We start from the raw sequence: 15,802 nt of genomic DNA on the forward strand, positions 1-15,802 counted from the left end.
CGTCACTGCTTCTGCAAACGGGGGTTGAAGACGTCGCGCATTTGGTCGGCGACGAGGTTGATGCACACGATCAGCAGCAGCAGCGCCAGGCCGGGGAAGAAGCTGATCCAGTAGCGGCCGGACATCAGGTGCTGGAAGCCATTGGCGATCAGCAGGCCGAGCGAGGGCTCGGTGATCGGCAGCCCCAGGCCCAGGAAGGACAGCGTGGCCTCCAGCGAGATCGCCGCGGCCACCTGCAGCGCCGCCACCACCAGCACCGGCGGCAGGCAGTTCGGCAGCAGGTGGCCGAGCAGGATGCGCAGCGGCGACAGGCCCTGCATGCGCGCGGCCTCGATGTATTCCTTGCGCCGCTCGACCAGCGCCGCGCTGCGCGTGGTGCGGGCGTAGTAGGCCCATTGCACCGCCACCAGCGCGCTGACGATCTTGCCCAGACCCTGCCCCAGCGCGGCCAGCAGCACCAGCGCGATCAGCATCGCCGGGAACGACAGCTGCACGTCGACGATGCGCATCAGCAGCGCATCCACCCGCCCGCCGGCGTAGCCCGCGGCCAGGCCCAGCAGCACGCCGATCAGCAACGCCAGCGCGGTGCTGGCCAGGCCGACGACCAGGCTGGTGCGCAGGCCGTAGAGGATGGCCGCGCCCATGTCGCGGCCCTGCTCGTCGGTGCCCAGCCAGTAGTGGTGGCCGGGCAGGCCGGCGGCGGCGGCACCGGGCGGCTGACGCGCGTCCATCAGGTCGAGCTGCGTCAGGTCGTAGGGGTTCTGCGCCGCGAGCCAGGGCGCCAGCAGCGCGGCGCCTGCCAGCAGCAGCAGCACGGCCAGCGCGGCCAGCGCCACGCTCGAGGCGGCGAAGTTGCGCAGCGCGGCCCGTGCCGGGGAATCGAATCGGATCATGGCCGCGTCTTTCAGGCGTTGGCATGGCCGACCCGCACGCGCGGGTCGAGCAGCGAGTACAGCAGGTCCACCGCCAGGTTGATCAGCACGAACAGCAGCACGATCACCAGCAGGTAGGCGACGACGACCGGGCGGTCCAGCAGGTTGATCGAATCGATCAGCAGCTTGCCCATGCCCGGCCACGAGTAGATGGTCTCGGTGACGACGGAGAACGCGATCAGCGAGCCGAACTCCAGCCCGATCACCGTGACGATGGGCACCAGGATGTTCTTCAACACATGCACGCCGACGATGCGCGCCGGCGCCAGGCCCTTGGCGCGGGCGAACTTCACGTAGTCCTGCAGCATCGCCTCGCGCGTGCCGGCGGCGGTGAGCCGGATCACCAGCGAGATCTTGAACAGCGCCAGGTTCAGTGCCGGCATCACCAGGTGGGCCCAGCCGTCGGCCGTCAGCACCGACAGCGGCACGCCGAGCACCGTCACCGTGCTGCCGCGTCCATTGGACGGTAGCCATCCGAGCTGCACCGAGAACAGCAGCACCAGCATCAGCCCGACCCAGAAGGTGGGCAGCGAGAAGCCGACGATCGAGCCGGCCATCACCGCACGGCCGGCCGCGCTGTCCGGCTTCAACCCGGCGAACAGCCCGAGCGGCACGCCCAGCAGCACCGCCAGCACCATCGCCACCAGCGCCAGCTCCAGCGTGGCCGGCAGGCGCTCGAGGATCAGGCCTAGCGCGCTGCTGCCGTGCACGAACGAGCGGCCCAGATCGCCCTGCAGCGCATGGCTGAGGAAGCGCGCGTACTGCTCCCACAGCGGGCGATCGAGGCCCAGTGAACGCGTCACCTGCTCGATCTCGGCCTGGTCGGCCTGCGGGCTGATCAGCACATCGACCGGATTGCCCACCGCGAAGATGCCGGCAAACACCAGCACCGACATCGCCAGCAACACCAGCGCGCTTTGCAGCACGCGCCGTAACAACACCAACTTCATGCGCTTCTCCGCGTTTTCAACCGGTGACACATCGATGACCGGCGCCCTATAGTCCCGGCGTCTGCCGTCGTCCCCGTTCCCTCATGAGCCAGCGCGCCCGCCCCGTGATCCCCTCGACCACCGCGCTGCGCGTGTTCGAGGCCGCCGCGCGGCACGGCAGCTTCACCGAGGCGGCTGACGAGCTGTGCCTGACGCAGAGCGCGGTGTCCAAGCAGATCAAGTCGCTCGAAGACAGCCTGGGCGTCACGCTGTTCGTGCGCATCAACCGCGGCCTGGTGCTCACCGAGCTGGGCCGCTGGTACCTCGACGACATCCGCCCCGCGCTGCAGCAGCTGGAGGCCGCGGCGGTGAAGCTGGCCACGCGCCGCGCCTCGCGCACCACGCTGACCTTGCGCATCGTCGCGATCGTCGGCGACCGCTGGCTGCTGCCGCGCTTCAACCGCTTCGCGCAGGCGCATCCCGAGCTCGACGTGCAGTTCACCAGCCTGCTCTCGCGCGACGGGCAGGACCAGGTGCAGGCCGATGGCGAGTTCCGCTTCGGCGAAGGCGCCTGGCCCGGCTGCGCGGCCGACTACCTGTTCGGCCGCGAGCTGCTGCTGGTGGCCGCGCCCGAGCTGCTGAACAAGCTGGGGCATCCGCAGCAGGCCTGGGAAGTGCTGCGCTTTCCGCTGCTGCAGCACTTCCAGGTGCCGCAGGCCTGGCAGGAATTCTTCAGCGCGCACGACATCGCGCTCGAGGCCGCGCCGCAGATCATCCGCTACGAGTTCTACTCGACCATCATCGGCGCGGCAGCGGCCGGCATGGGCCTGGCGCTGGTGCCGCGCATGTTCGTGGCCGACGAGCTGCAGCGCGGCGTGCTGGTGAACCCGCTGGCCGCCGGCGTGATCGGACGCAGCGGCTACTACTTCGTCTTTCCGCAGCACAAGCAGGCCGACCCGGCACTGGCCGCGCTGCGCGCCTGGCTGATCGACGAAGCCCGCGCCGAAACCGAAGAGCATGCCGCCTGGATTCATTGGGCGAAGCTCCCGTCCGAGCGCAGCATCGAAAGCTCGACGTAGCGCGTGCCGACGCGGCGCCCGGCGCTGAAGTCCAGCACATGGCCGCCCAGGTCGACGCGGCCGACGCGCGCCAGCGCCGCGGCCAGCGCGGCCGGCGAGGGTTCGCCGCTCATCGTGCGCAGCGCGTGCAGCAGCAGCCGCGCGTTCAGGAAGCCTTCGAGCTCGACGAAGTCGGGCCGCGCCGGCTGCAGGGCCTGGCGCTGCAGCAGCAGGCGCCGGTAGTCCGCGATCACCGGCAAGGCACTGCGCGCGGGCGAGGGCACCAGCTGCGAGACGACGACCCCGCGCGCGGCCGCGCCCAGGCTGTCGTGCAGCTGCCGCGCACCGACCAGGCTGCGCGCGAAGTACGCGGGCCGCGCGCCCAGCGCCTGCAGCGCGCGGATCAACGCCACCGCATCGGCACCCGAGACGCCGAGCAGCAATGCATCGGGCGCCTGCGCAGCCAGCGCCGTGGCGGCCGCCTGTGCGGCGCCGCCGATCGGCATGGCCGCGGCCACCGTCGGCGCGGGGCGTTGGCGCCGCGCCAGGCCTTCGCGTGCATCGCGCAGGAAGTCCAGGCCCACCGGGTTGTCGTAGTGCGCCACGCCGATGCGGGCATAGCCCACGGTGCCCAGGTAGTCGAGGATGCGCGCGAGCTCGTCGTCGAAGCTGGCGCGCGTCAGGTACAGCAACGCGTGGCGCTCGCGGTAGAAGTCGGCATGGCCGGTGTAGGGGCCGACATAGGGCAGCCCGGCCTCGCGCGCGACCGGCCAGCTGGCGCGCACCGTGTTCGTGAACATGTGGTTCAGCAAGCCGATGGCCTGGTGCTGCTCGATCAGCGCGCGGGCATTGGCCGCGGCCTGCGCCGCCACGTAGCCGTCGTCCAGCGTCACCAGCCGCAGTGGGCGGCCGCCGATGCCGCCCTGCGCATTGGCCTCGTCCAGTGCGAGCCGCGTGCCGTCACGGTACTGCCGGCCCAGCCCGGCAAACGGGCCGGACAGCGGCACCGACTGGCCCAGCACGAGCTCGGCTCGGCCCGGCACGGCCGCGGCCCGCTGGCCGCCGGCAGTGGCACCGATGCCGAGGGCCAGCGCGGCCTGCAGCAGCTGTCGGCGGGGAGCTGGCATGGTGGACTCCGGGGTGAACGCGCGGGCCGCGCTCAGGGTTGCGGTTGCAGCACGAAGTCGAAGCCGTAGATGCGCTCGTCGGTGCGGCCGCCGTAGCGGATGGGCTTGCGCACCGCGGTGATGTTGGCCTGGTGGTGCAGCGGGATCACCGCCACGTCGGCCATCGCCAGTTCCACCGCCTGCTGCAGCAGCTTGTCGCGCTGGGAATCGTCGATGGTGGTCAGCGCGCGCTCCAGCAGCTGGTCCAGCTTGGCATTGCTGTACTGGCCGGCATTGAAGGTGCCCATGCCCTTGTCCTTGTTGCGCGTGGCCAGGAAGGCCCGCAGCGGCGACGAGGCATCGGCCGAATCGGGCACCCAGCCGCTCATCGACACCGAATAGTCGCCGCGGTTGTTGCGCGGGAAGAACACGGCCGCGGGCTGGGCCTCGACCTTCACGCTCAGGCCGATGCGGCTCCACATCTGCGCCAGTGCCTGCAGGATCTGGTCGTCCTGCACATAGCGGTTGTTCGTACCATGCAAAGTGAGCGCAAATCCCTGGGCGTAGCCGGCCTCGGCCAGCAGCTTCTTCGCGCCCGGGATGTCGGCCGCCGGCGCCTCCAGCCCGGCCACGTAGCCCGGCAAGCCGGAGATCATCAGCTGGCCGCTCGGCCGCGAGGCGCCCTCCATCACCTGCGTACGGATCAGCTCGCGGTCGATGGCCCTGGACAGCGCCTGCCGCACGCGCAGGTCCTTCAGCGGGTTGTGCGGCAGCGGCTTGCCGTCCTTGTCGGTGACGAAGGGCGTCACCTCGCGGCCGACGTCGAGGTACAGGTACATCAGCCGCGTGCCGGCGCGCTGCAGCACCGTGATGTCCGGGTTCGCCGCGAGCTTCTTCACATCGGTGACCGGCACCGCGTCGATGGCCTGAACGTCGCCCGACAGCAGCGCCGCGACACGCGCGGCGTCGTTGGTCAGCACCTTGAAGACGAGCTTCTCGGCCGAGGGCTTGCGGCCCCAGTAGGCTTCGTTGCGCACCAGCTCGACCCGGTCGCCGCGCGTGAAGCGGGCCAGCTTGTACGGTCCGGTGCCGATGGCGGCCTTGCCGCTGTTGAAGTCGGCGCTGGTCGCCCCGCTGGCGGCCTTCTTCGAGACGATGCTGATCACCGACAGGTCATTCGGCAGCAGCGGATGCGGATGCGTGGTCCTGATGCGCAGCGTCAGCGGGTCGACCGCCTGCACCGCGGCGATCTCCTTGGTGTAGGGGGTGAACGGCCCCGGGCTGTCCTTGATCTGCCCGACGCGCTCGATCGAGAACACCACGTCCTCGGCCGTGAACGGCGTGCCGTCGTGGAACAGCACGTTCGGCCGCAGCTTGAATTCCCAGTTCAGCTCGTCGATCGCGCGCCACGACAAGGCCAGCCCCGGCACCATGCGCAGGTTGTCGGCGCGCTCGATCAGGCGATCGAACACGTGGTCCGCGATGTTCTGGTTCGGCGAGTAGAGGTGGTAGTGCGGATCGGCCGAGGTGACGTCGGCGCCGACGCCAATGGCGACCGTCTGTGCCGCGGCCGTCAGTGCGGCCAGGGCCAGGGTGATGGCGACCAGGGCCGCACGGGGCCGGGCAAGGACCGGGGCAAGAACAGGGACGAGAGACATCGGGGACTCCAGGCTGTGCGTGACTGACATGGCATCAGTCTCGGCAAGCCCGCCCGCGAGCTCAAACGATCAATTCTCTGCAGCGCATTCCGGTTTGGAATGGACGGCGCGCCGCACCGCGCGGTGCAGCGTGGCGCCTTCCAGCGCCGCGCGCAGCGCCTCGATCAAGGCCAGCGCCGGCGGTGCCAGCACGCGGTCGCGCCGGCGCATCAGGAACACCGTGCGCTCGACCGGCGGCTGCAGCGGCACGAAGCGCAGGCCGGCCGCGGCCGGGTGCGAGGCGCCCAGCGCCGAGACCACCGCCACGCCGGCGCCGGCCTGTGCAAAGGCCAGCTGCAGCGCCAGGCTGCTGACCTCGGTGCCGCCGGCCATGCGCGCCACCAGGCCCGAGCCCCGCGCGCGCAGCGCCTGCGCGATGCTGGTGTCCTCCGGCTCCTTCAGCAGTGGCAGGGCTTCGAGCTGTGCGGCGGTGAGCGGCGCGCGCAGGCGGATCAGCGCCGGGTGGTGCAGCACGCCGATCGGCGCGTGCAGCAGCGGCTGGCAGTCGAGCCGCTCGACATCGCCCAGCGGCGTGCCGATGCCGAGATCGGCCTGCGCCTCGGCGACGCGGCGGGTGATCTCGGCACTGTTGGCATCGACCACCGTCACCCGCACCCGCGGATGGCTGGCTGCGAAGGGCCGCAGCGCCTGCGCCAGCACCGTGCAGCCGAAGGCCTGGCCCACCGCCAGCTGCACCTGGCCCGAGATGCCGGCGGCGCGTTCGCGTGCCTCGCCGGCCAGGTGTTCCAGGTCGTGCAGCAGGCGCTGGGCCTGCGGCAGCAGGCGTTCGCCGTCGGCCGTCAGGCTGATGCGGCGCGTGCTGCGGTGGAACAGCGTGACGCCCAGCTGCGACTCGAACTCCTGCAGCGCGCGGGTGAGCGCGGGCTGGCTCAGGTGCAGCGCCTCGGCCGCGCGCGAGAGGTTCAACCGCTCGGCGCAGACGACGAACAGGCGCAGCTGGCGCTGGGACAGATTCATGCAGCGAGTTTATGAATCTCTGCGATCAATGCAATGGTGTTTCTGGCGCCGCCTGCCTACAGTGCCGCCATCGCCGCCCGACCCCTCGTCCGCCATGACCCGCCCTGCCGTTCTCCCGACGATCACCCGCCGCCGCTGCGGCGCCGCCGCGCTGGTGCTGCTGCTGGCCGGCCCGGCGCTGCATGCGCAGACCCAGGCGCCGGCGCAGGCGCAGACCCCCACCGGCGCCATCAAGGGCCATGCCACGGTGCACGATGCCGCGTCCGCCGCCGCGGTGATCCAGCGCGCGCAGGTGGCCTGGCCCGCGGCGCTGACCGGCGGCGCCGTCTTCGTCGGCCGCTGGCAGGACGCGCCGAAGCCGCAGCCCGGCCTGCGCGTGCCTGTGGTGGTGTTCCTGCATGGCTCGTCGGGCCTGGGGCTGAAGGCCATCGAGGACTGGCAGCGCTGGCTGGCCGGGATGGGCGTGGCGAGCGTGGCGCCCGATTCGTTCGCGCTGCCGGACCGGGTGACCTACACCTCGCCGGTGGACACCGACACCTACGAGCGCATCCATGCGCTGCGCGGCTCGGAGATCGCGCTGGCGCTGAAGGCGCTGGGCGAGGCGCCCTGGGCCGACGCCGGCCGGCTGCTGCTGGCCGGCACCAGCGAAGGTGCCACTGCGGTGGCGCGGCATGACGGCAGCGGCTTTGCCGGCCGCATGATCTTCTCGTGGAGCTGCGAGGACAACTATTTCGTGAAGTCAGCGGCCACGCAGGCCACGCCGGGCCGGCCGGTGCTGAACGTCATCAGCCGCAGCGACCCGTATTTCTCGCCGGCCAATCCCTGGCTCGGCAACCCGCGTGCCGAGGGCCATTGCGCCGAGGCCTTCAAGGCCAACCCGCAGGCGCAGGTCGTGCTGCTGCCGCAGGCGCCGCACACGCTGATCAACCTGCCGGCCGCGCGCGACGTGACGGCGGCCTTCGTGCGCCGGGTGCTGCTGCCCGGTTGATCAGATCATCGCCAGCGGCCGCTTGCGCCGCGGCGGCGGGAAGCGGGCGTCGATGGCGCGCCGGTCGTCGTCGGTCAGCCGCAGGTCGATGGCCGCGAAGTTCTCGCGCAAGTGCGCGGCGCTGCCGGCCTTCGGGATCGGCAGCACGCCGCCCTGCGCCATCAGCCAGGCCAGCGCCACCTGTGCGGCGCTGGCGCCGCCGTGGCGTGCGCCGATGGCGGCCAGCGTGTCGTCGTCGCCCAGGGCGCCCTGGTCGATCGGGCTGTAGGCCATCAGCGGGATGCGGCGCTCGCGCAGCCAGGGCAGCAGGCTGGCCTCGACGTCGCGCTCGCTGGGCGAGTAGTAGACCTGGTTGCAGGCGCAGGCCTGGCCGCCGGCCGCGAACAATTCCTGCATGTCGTCGGTGTCGAGGTTGCTGACGCCCCAGTGGCGGATGCGGCCGGCCGCCTGCAGCGCCTGCATGCCGGCCACCGTGTGCGCCAGCGGGTGCTGGCCGCGCCAGTGCAGCAGGTACAGGTCGAGGTGATCCAGGCCCAGGCGCTTCAGGCTGCGCTCGCAGGCCGCCACGGTGCCGTCGCGGCTGGCGTTGTGCGGGTAGACCTTGCTGACGATGAAGAGGTCCTCGCGCTTCAGTGCGCCGGCGCGCCAAGCCTCGGCCAGCGCCTGGCCGAGCACCGTCTCGGCACCGCCTTCGCCGTACATCTCGGCCGTGTCGATCAGGCGGTAGCCGATCTCGAAGGCCTCGCGCAGCGCGGCCACTTCGGCGCGCCGGTGTGCCGCCTGCTCGCCGAAGCGCCAGGTGCCCAGGCCCAGCGGCGGCAACGCGGTGCCATCCGGCAAGGCGATGCGCGCGGCCGCCATCGTCAGGCCCCCGACCAGCGCCCGGCCAGCACGCCGCCGGCGATCGACGCAAAGCCGCCCAGCCGCGCCTCGGGCCGGCCCTTGTGCGAGAGCACCGGCGTGAAGCCCAGCGCATGCACCTGCGCGGCCAGGCGTTCGGTGAGCGGCAGCTCGGTGCAGCGCACGGCCACCAGGTCGCCGTCGGCATCGACCTCGTGATAACACGCCATGTCCTCGACATTGAGCAGCGCGCCGGGGGCCTCGTCCGGTCCGTTCTCGCGCACATGCTGCGCCAGCAGCACCGCGGCCAGCAGCGGCGCGGGCGCGAAGGGCAGCGGAGGCGCCGAGCGCGCCGGGGCCGCCAGTTCCTCGAACGCGAAGCGCTCGGTGCTCTCGCCGCGCCGGCCGTAGGGCGCGCGCAGCAGGCAGCGCGGCGTGGTCAGCATCAGGTGCCGCGCGGCCGGCAGCGCACGCAGCGCTGCCCAGGCGGCGGCCACGCGCGGCTCGAGCGCGTCTTCCTCGATGCCGACCGCGCCGCGGCCGATCGCGCCGATGAAGGGCGCCCCGGCGCGCGCGGCGATGGCGCCGATGCGGCCCAGCAGCTCGGCATGCGAGGCGCTGAGCTCGAAGCCGTATTGCCCGACCAGCGCCGACAGCGGCTTGCCGTTCAGCGCCGGCTGCGCCACCAGCAGCTGGTACAGCGCGCTGTCCTCCAGCTGGTCGCCGGCGCTCAGGTCGGCGGCGAACTCCTCGGCGCTCAGGTCCAGCACCAGCAGCTTCAGCGTTTCGTCGGTCTCGATGCGGCGCGCGGCAAAGTCCAGCGTGCGCCAGGCCACCTCGATGGCCTGGAAATCGGGCTGCTGCAGCAGCGCGCGCATCGTGGCCGACAAGGCCTGGTCGACGATGCCGATGAGCGCCTTCGCATCCGGCGCGCCGGCCTCGACCAGGTAGGGCGCGATGGCCTGGCGGATCAGCGCGTCGATCGGGCTGGGCGGCGGGGCGGCCGCCGCCGCGCCCGGCGCATGGCCGAGCAGGCGCGCGAAGTCGGCCAGCTCGGCGCCGGCCGGCAGCGTGTCGGCCGCGGGTGCCGGCGCGCCGGCCCGCAGCGCGGCTGCCGCCGGCCATTGCCGCACCTCGGCCGCCGCGGCCGCCGACGTGGCGGGGTTCGCCAGCCGCTGGCGCAGGCTGGCCAGCTCGTCGAACAAGGGCAACTGGTCGTACAGCGCATCGGGGTGCAGGTCGTCCAGCCCCTTCAAGGCCAGGCTGAGGTGGCCGCCGGCCGGCCCCAGCGGCAGCGACAGCGTGGTCGCGAACGAAGCGACCACCGCGTCCAGCGTGTCGACGTCCAGCAGCCGCAGCTTCGCGGCCTTCAGCGCCTCGCGGCTGCGGTGCTCGCCGCGCAGGCCGCGACCGGAGAAGTCGCCCAGCAGCAGGATGCGGAAGCAGTCGTCGTCATCGTCACGGCGGCGCGCCGGCTGGCCCAGCGGGAAGCGGCCGAAGTTGAAGCTCAAGCTCATCGTGGGCGTCCTGTGCGGTGAAGGGCCCGACGATTGTGGCGCCAGCCGGTCAGGCGGTGTTCGCCATCGCAGGGGGCATCGCGGCCGCCGCCAACGGGAACAGCCGCACCGGCACGCCGTCCGGCAGCGGCCCGATCAGCGAGCGCAGCGGCGCCACATCGACCTGCGGCTGCAGCGCGGCCACGCGGTCGGCGATCTCGGCGGCCAGTTCGCGCAGCAGCTGCGTGTTGTCGCGCAGGCGCTGGCGCAGCGCGTCGTCGTCGAGCCGTGCGTCGTTCAGGCTGGCGTTGAGCGCGGCGAACCACGGCAGGCTGGACTGGTCCAGCATGCGCGGTGGGTTGGGGTCGTCCACGGCGGCTTCGCCCCAGGCGCGCAGCAGCGCCTGCACCGCGCGGTTCAGGCGCTGGCACAGCGCCAGTTCGTCGCGCAAGCTGCTCAGCAGCTTCAGGTCGGCGATGCGATGCTGCACGAACAGCTGGCCGAGCAGGCCCCAGTAGTAGCTGTAGTCCCAGATCACCTTCACCGGCAGCACCTCGGGCTGGCCGAACAGCGCGTACTGGTCCTGGTACAGCGACAGGGTGTTGTCGTAGAATGAGTGGAACAGCTGGTCGTACAGGCTGGCATGCGCGCCCAGCGGCTGGCCGGCCTGGTCCAGCGCCACCAGCTCGGTGATCAGCGTGTTGGCAATGCCGATGAAGTCGCTGCCCGGCGAATAGAACGGGTCGAGGAACAGCCCGGCCTCGCCGGTGAGCGCCCAGCGCCGGCCCGAGAACACCTGGCGGCAGCCGTAGGAGAACTTGCGGAAGAACGCGAAGTCCTGCAGCGTCTCGCGGCGCGGGTCGAGTTCGTCGAACAGGCGGGGCTGGTGTTCGCGCAGCCAGTCCATCGCCTTGTCGAAGCTGTCCATGCGCTCCAGCGGATGGTGCCGCGGGTCGGCGACGATGCCCACCGAATGCGAGCCCGAGGACAGCGGGATCAGCCACACCCAGTAGCCGGTGCCCACCAGGTGATTGGTCGAGCGCCAGCGCTCGGGCGGCGTGCACTGCGCGCGCCAGTCGGCTCCGCCCCAGTCGTCGACCGGGATGCGGTGCGCGACGCGGAACCACACCGCATGGCACGGATGCGCGTTGTCCTGCGCCAGGCCGAGCTGGCGCTTGACCAGGCCGACGCGGCCGCTGGCGTCGACCAGCCAGCGCGCCTCGGTCGTGCGCTCGGTGATGTGCCCGCTGTCGCCCTGCTGCCAGTGCACGCGGTGCGGCGCGGTGCCGTGCTCGTCCAGCGCCAGCCGGGTGACGCGTGCGCCGTCGTGGAAGCGCATGCCGCGGGCCTGCACCTCGGTGGCCAGGAAGTTCTCGAAGATGCCGCGGTCGATCTGCCAGCTGGGCACGGCCAGCGGGCGCCGCACGCCGATCTCGGTGACGGCGTCGATGTCGCGGCGGCGGTCGCTGAAGAAGAAGCGGAAGCCGAACTTGCGGATCTGCTGCTGGTCGAGGTGGTCCTTCAGGCCCAGCACCTCGGCAAAGTAGTGCGCGCCGATCTCGACCGTGGACTCGCCGACCTTGAACGCCGCCTCGGGCACCGGGTGGCGGCGGCGCTCGATCACCTCGATGGCGAGCGCCGGGAAGCGCTGCTTCAGCTGCAGGGCCAGCGTCAGCCCGGCCAGGCCGCCGCCGAGGATCAGCACGTCGCAGCGTTCGGTCGGGGTGTCCATCATCGCCGCGCTCCAGGGGTCAGGAAGTCAGCTGCAGCTGCAGCGTCTGCCGTGCCGACAGGGGCAGCGCCAGGGTGGCCGCCCCGCCCTGCGCCAGCGCCTCGAACAGCGGCAGCGCGTCGGCCATCGCATTGCCGGCCAGCGCCTGCGCTGCGGCGCTGGCCGGGGCGTGCGGCGTGCCGCCGCCGGGCTGCAGCGAAAGGTCGATGCGGGCCAGGGGATGGCCATTCTTTTCAGGCGATAGCACCAGCGCCGCGGCCAGCAGGCCGGTGCTGCGCGTCACCGAGCCGAGCGCGCCGACCGCGGCCACGTCGAATCCCACCAGCAGCACCGGGCGCTGGTCGGCCAGGCACTGGGTGGCCGCGGCCAGCAGGCCGTTGGCGAAGCTGTGCTCGAAGGCGGTGAGTGCGGTGCTGGCCTCGTGGCAGGCGGTGCCCATGGTCCAGTAGCCGGCCGCGGCATTGAGCACCGAGTTGTGGAACTTGGTCGGCGAGACCAGCGTCGGCGTGTTCACCAGCATGCCGCACAGGTGGTCGTTGATCGCGAGGTCGCCATGCGCCGAGACGAACACGCTGGGCAGCGTGGCCGGCGCGCGGCCGGAGGCCGCTACCGCGGCGGCGGCCACCTCCAGCGCCAGCGCCACGCTGTCGGGCGCGCGGCGGCGCTCGGCCGGCGCCAGCAGCTGCGGCGCCGGGCGCCTGGCTGGCGGATCCACCGGCGCGGCCTCGCCGCGGAAGGCGGCGCGGGCCGTCTCCCAGCCCGGCAAGGTGGGCGCCCAGAAGCCGATGCCTTCGATGACCAGGGCTCCGAAACTCATCCGGCCACCTGCCCGAAGATCAGCGCGCAGTTGTTGCCGCCGAAGCCGAAGGAGTTGCTCAGCGCGCGGCGCACCGGCGCCTGCTCGGGCGCCAGCCGTATCTGCGGGCCGCACACGGGGTCGAGCGTGCGCGTGTTCGGCGTGCCGGGACGCAGCCCGGCCTGCAGCGCCAGCAGGCTGATGGCCGCCTCGACGATGCCGGCCGCGCCCAGCGTGTGGCCGGTCATGCCCTTGGTCGAGCTGGCATGCACCGCGGGGCCGAAGCGGCGTGCCACCAGCGCGGCCTCGACCTCGTCGTTCTTGTCGCTGGCCGTGCCGTGCAGGTTGATGTAGTCGATGTCGTCGGTGCGCAAGGCTGCGCGGGCCAGTGCGTCGTCCAGCGCGCGCTCGGCGCCCAGGCCCTGCGGATGCGGCGTGGACATGTGGTGCGCGTCGCTGGCCTCGCCATAGCCCAGCAGCTGCAGCTCGCCCGGCGCGCCGCTGGCACGCTCCAGCAGCGCAAAGCCGGCCGCCTCGCCCAGGCTGATGCCGCGACGGTCGGCATCGAAGGGGCGGCAGGGTTCGGGCGACACCAGTTCCAGCGAGTTGAAGCCGAACAGCACGCTGCCGCACAGCGTGTCGACGCCGCCGACGATGGTCGCATCGGCCAGGCCCAGCCGGATCAGCCGCTCGGCCTCGGCGAACACCTTGGCGCTGGACGAGCAGGCGGTGGAGACGGTGACGCAGGGGCCCGCCAGCCCGAGCGCCTGGTGCACGAACATCGCCAGCGAATGCGGCGTGTGCAGGCGCGGCAGCCGGTCTTCGGGCTGGAAGGCGCTGGCCGCGTCCAATCGGCGATAGGCCTCTTCGGTGGCGCCGATGCTCGAGGTGGAGGTGCCCAGCACCAGCGCGACGCGCCCGGCGCCATGCCGTTCGCGCGCGGCCAGCGCCTGGTGCACGAAGCCGTCGGCCTGCAGGCCGCGCCAGGCCAGGCGGTTGTTGCGGCAGTCCCAGTCGGCCCAGTCGGGTGGCAGGGGGTGGTCTTCCAGGCCTTCGACCCGGCCGATCCAGGTGGCCAGCGGATGCGGGCCGAAATCGTTGGCGCGCAACCCGCTGCGGTTGGCGGCCAGCGCCTCGCGCAGGGCGCCGAGCCCGGCGCCGACGGCGGTGGTCGCGGTGTAGGCGCTGATGCGCAGCGGGGTGATGGGTGCGGGCAACAAGGCAATGCGTCAACAGCCGGGTCGGCCGGGATGATAAGTGCCCGCCGGCCCGCTCAGGCCACCAGGGCCGCCTCGGCCGCCGCGTTGGCCGCCACGGCCGGCAGCACGCCCAGGTGGCGCAGCATCGCCTGCAGCACCGGCTGCGCATGGGTGATCGGCCCGAGGTGGCCGGCGCCCTCGACGGTCTCGGCGCGCGCCTGGGGCAGCAGCGCCAGCAGCTGTTCGACGACGCGGCGGGCCGGTGCGCGGGTGCGGCTGCCCTGCAGCAGCAGCACCGGCAGCGTGTGCAGGCGCTGCAGGTCGCGCGACTGCCAGCGGGCGGCGAACAGCGCGTCGAAGTGGCGCGGCACGGTGCCGATGCGGTGCCGCACGCTGGCCTGCTGGGCCTCGTTCATCGCGCCCCAGGCCGCCGGTCCACCCCAGTAGCCGACGAAGATGCGGGCCGCATCGGTCAACGCGCCGGCCTTCACCAGCGTGGCCACCGCGCGGGCCACGTCCTCGATCTCGTGCCGCGCCGGCTCCACGTTGCCGGCCGGCAGCAGGCCGAACACCACCGGCTCGTACAGCGTGAGCGACAGCACCCGCTGCGGCTGGCGCTGCGACAGCAGCATCGCCAGGCGCAGCGCCACCGCGGCGCCGTACGAATGGCCCACCAGGTGCACGCCGCGCAGCGTGCCGCCGCTGGCCTCGTCCAGCTGGTGCAGGCGCAGGCGAACGGCTTCGGCGTCGACATCCAGCGTGTTGGGCGCATCGGCCGGCCAGGCCGGGCTCTTGCCGTGGCCGAACAGGTCAACGGCCAGCAGGTTCGGATGTCCGGCCAGCGCCTGCAGCAGCGGCCGCCATTGCGCGCCGCTGCCGGTGGACGAATGCAGGCAGACGACGGCGTCTTGGGCGCCCAGCGCGGGCAGCGGAGCGAACGGGAAAGCGGCAGCGGTCACGGCAGATCCTGGTTGAAGCGGCGATGGGCTGCAGCTTCCCGCGCCGCCGTTTCAAACCGGTGTTGCCGCAGGCCGCGGCGCGGTGGTGGGGGTTTCAATGGTTTCGCCCGGGGCCCGCGGGCGAGGGGCGGCGTGACGGATTACCGCGTCACCGCCTCGATCACCACCGGGGCCGGCGGCGGCGCGGCGTCGGCCAGCGCGATGGCGGCCTGCGCAGTGGCCAGCGCCTCGTCGGCCGCGGCCTCGCTGGCGGCATGCACGTGCAGCAGTGGGTCGCCGGCGCGCAGCGGCGTGCCCAGCGGCAGCAGGTGGCTGAAACCCACACGCGGATCGACCGTGTCGGCCGCCTGCCGACGGCCGCCGCCGAGCGCGACGACGGCCAACCCCAGCGCGCGGGTGTCGATCGCCGCCAGCACGCCGTCGCGCGGCGCGGCCAGCACGCGCTGCACCGGCGCCGGGGGCAAGCGCCGGCCGGCGCTGAACACGTCGGCCGGGCCGCCGAGGCCGGCCACCATGCGCGCAAAGTGCTCGGCTGCGCGGCCGCTGGCCAGGGCCTCGCGCGCACGGCGTTCGGCCTGCGCCAGGTCCGGCGCCAGGCCCGACAGCCGCAGCATGCGCGCGGCCAGCGCCAGCGTCACGTCGGTCAGCCGCGGCTCGCGTGCGCGGCCGTCCAGGAAGTCCAGCGCCTCCTGCAGCTCCAGCGCGTTGCCGGCGGTGGTGCCCAGCGGCTGGTTCATGTCGGTGATCAGCGCCTCGGTGGGCAGGCCGGCGGCCTGCGCCACCTGCACCAGGCTGGTGGCCAGCGCGCGCGCCTCGTCCACCGTCGGCGCGAACGCGCCATTGCCGGCCTTGACGTCGATCACCAGCGACTGCAGGCCGGCCGAGAGCTTCTTGCTCAGGATGCTGGCGGTGATCAAGGGCACCGACTCGACCGTGGCCGTCACGTCGCGCACCGCATACAGCCGCCGGTCGGCCGGCGCCAGCCGCGCGCTGGCGCCGACGATGGCGCAGCCGCTATCGCGCAAGGTACGCAGCAGCTGCTCGCGCGGCGGGTCGATGGCGTAGCCGGGCAGCGCCTGCAGCTTGTCCAGC

General features: G+C 72.6%; 14 protein-coding genes. 2 read left to right on the forward strand and 12 right to left on the reverse strand.

The window, feature by feature from the left end; genetic code table 11:
* Positions 1–2: 2 nt before the first annotated feature.
* Positions 3–893, reverse strand: coding sequence for an ABC transporter permease (locus ACILR4_RS23880; protein ID WP_395703390.1), 891 nt, complete (start codon positions 891–893; stop codon positions 3–5).
* Positions 894–904: 11 nt separating this feature from the next.
* A complete protein-coding gene (locus ACILR4_RS23885; protein ID WP_395703391.1) occupies positions 905–1,882 on the reverse strand; it encodes an ABC transporter permease in 978 nt (325 codons plus the stop codon).
* 83 nt (positions 1,883–1,965) lie between these two features.
* Here ACILR4_RS23885 and ACILR4_RS23890 point away from each other — a divergent pair, with 83 nt between their 5' ends.
* Positions 1,966–2,940 carry a LysR substrate-binding domain-containing protein gene (locus ACILR4_RS23890; protein WP_395703392.1) on the forward strand — a complete coding sequence of 325 codons (975 nt, stop codon included), beginning with the start codon at positions 1,966–1,968 and terminating at the stop codon, positions 2,938–2,940.
* Here ACILR4_RS23890 and ACILR4_RS23895 read toward each other — a convergent pair.
* From ACILR4_RS23895 to ACILR4_RS23905, 3 genes are all read right to left on the reverse strand, one after another.
* The gene (locus tag ACILR4_RS23895; RefSeq protein ID WP_395703393.1) at positions 2,892–4,046 is read right to left on the reverse strand and encodes an ABC transporter substrate-binding protein; all 1,155 of its coding nucleotides are present in this window, start codon (positions 4,044–4,046) and stop codon (positions 2,892–2,894) included. The genes ACILR4_RS23890 and ACILR4_RS23895 overlap by 49 nt on opposite strands.
* A gap of 32 nt (positions 4,047–4,078) precedes the next feature.
* Positions 4,079–5,683, reverse strand: a complete 1,605-nt coding sequence (locus tag ACILR4_RS23900) for an ABC transporter substrate-binding protein (RefSeq protein WP_395703394.1) — start codon at positions 5,681–5,683, stop codon at positions 4,079–4,081.
* A gap of 69 nt (positions 5,684–5,752) precedes the next feature.
* Positions 5,753–6,700, reverse strand: coding sequence for a LysR family transcriptional regulator (locus ACILR4_RS23905; RefSeq protein WP_395703395.1), 948 nt, complete (start codon positions 6,698–6,700; stop codon positions 5,753–5,755).
* Between the two features lie 94 nt (positions 6,701–6,794).
* Between ACILR4_RS23905 and ACILR4_RS23910 the strand changes: the two genes are divergently transcribed.
* Entirely contained in the window at positions 6,795–7,688 is an 894-nt protein-coding gene (locus ACILR4_RS23910) for a dienelactone hydrolase family protein (RefSeq protein WP_395703396.1), read from the forward strand.
* Here ACILR4_RS23910 and ACILR4_RS23915 read toward each other — a convergent pair whose 3' ends face one another.
* The 7 genes from ACILR4_RS23915 to ACILR4_RS23945 all read right to left on the reverse strand — a co-directional run.
* Positions 7,689–8,555, reverse strand: a complete 867-nt coding sequence (locus ACILR4_RS23915; RefSeq protein ID WP_395703404.1) for an aldo/keto reductase — start codon at positions 8,553–8,555, stop codon at positions 7,689–7,691.
* Positions 8,552–10,045 carry a type VI secretion system contractile sheath domain-containing protein gene (locus ACILR4_RS23920; RefSeq protein ID WP_395703397.1) on the reverse strand — a complete coding sequence of 498 codons (1,494 nt, stop codon included), beginning with the start codon at positions 10,043–10,045 and terminating at the stop codon, positions 8,552–8,554. Before ACILR4_RS23920 ends, ACILR4_RS23915 begins: the two co-directional genes overlap by 4 nt.
* A gap of 49 nt (positions 10,046–10,094) precedes the next feature.
* Positions 10,095–11,759 (reverse strand): NAD(P)/FAD-dependent oxidoreductase, encoded by a 1,665-nt coding sequence (locus ACILR4_RS23925; protein WP_395703398.1) that lies wholly within the window; start codon positions 11,757–11,759, stop codon positions 10,095–10,097.
* 16 nt (positions 11,760–11,775) lie between these two features.
* Positions 11,776–12,573 (reverse strand): beta-ketoacyl synthase chain length factor, encoded by a 798-nt coding sequence (locus tag ACILR4_RS23930; protein ID WP_395703399.1) that lies wholly within the window; start codon positions 12,571–12,573, stop codon positions 11,776–11,778.
* On the reverse strand, positions 12,570–13,769 hold the full coding sequence (locus ACILR4_RS23935; protein WP_395703400.1) for a beta-ketoacyl-[acyl-carrier-protein] synthase family protein: 1,200 nt from the start codon (positions 13,767–13,769) through the stop codon (positions 12,570–12,572). The genes ACILR4_RS23930 and ACILR4_RS23935 overlap by 4 nt, the downstream gene beginning before the upstream one ends.
* A gap of 56 nt (positions 13,770–13,825) precedes the next feature.
* Positions 13,826–14,710: an alpha/beta fold hydrolase gene (locus tag ACILR4_RS23940; RefSeq protein ID WP_395703401.1), complete on the reverse strand. Its 885-nt coding sequence runs from the start codon at positions 14,708–14,710 to the stop codon at positions 13,826–13,828.
* A 140-nt stretch (positions 14,711–14,850) separates the two neighbouring features.
* Positions 14,851–15,802 (reverse strand): thymidine phosphorylase (locus ACILR4_RS23945; protein WP_395703402.1); only part of this gene is annotated, 952 nt, incomplete at its 5' end.

Origin of the sequence: Aquabacterium sp., assembly GCF_044226965.1 — a bacterium.
GTDB lineage: Bacteria > Pseudomonadota > Gammaproteobacteria > Burkholderiales > Burkholderiaceae_C > Pseudaquabacterium.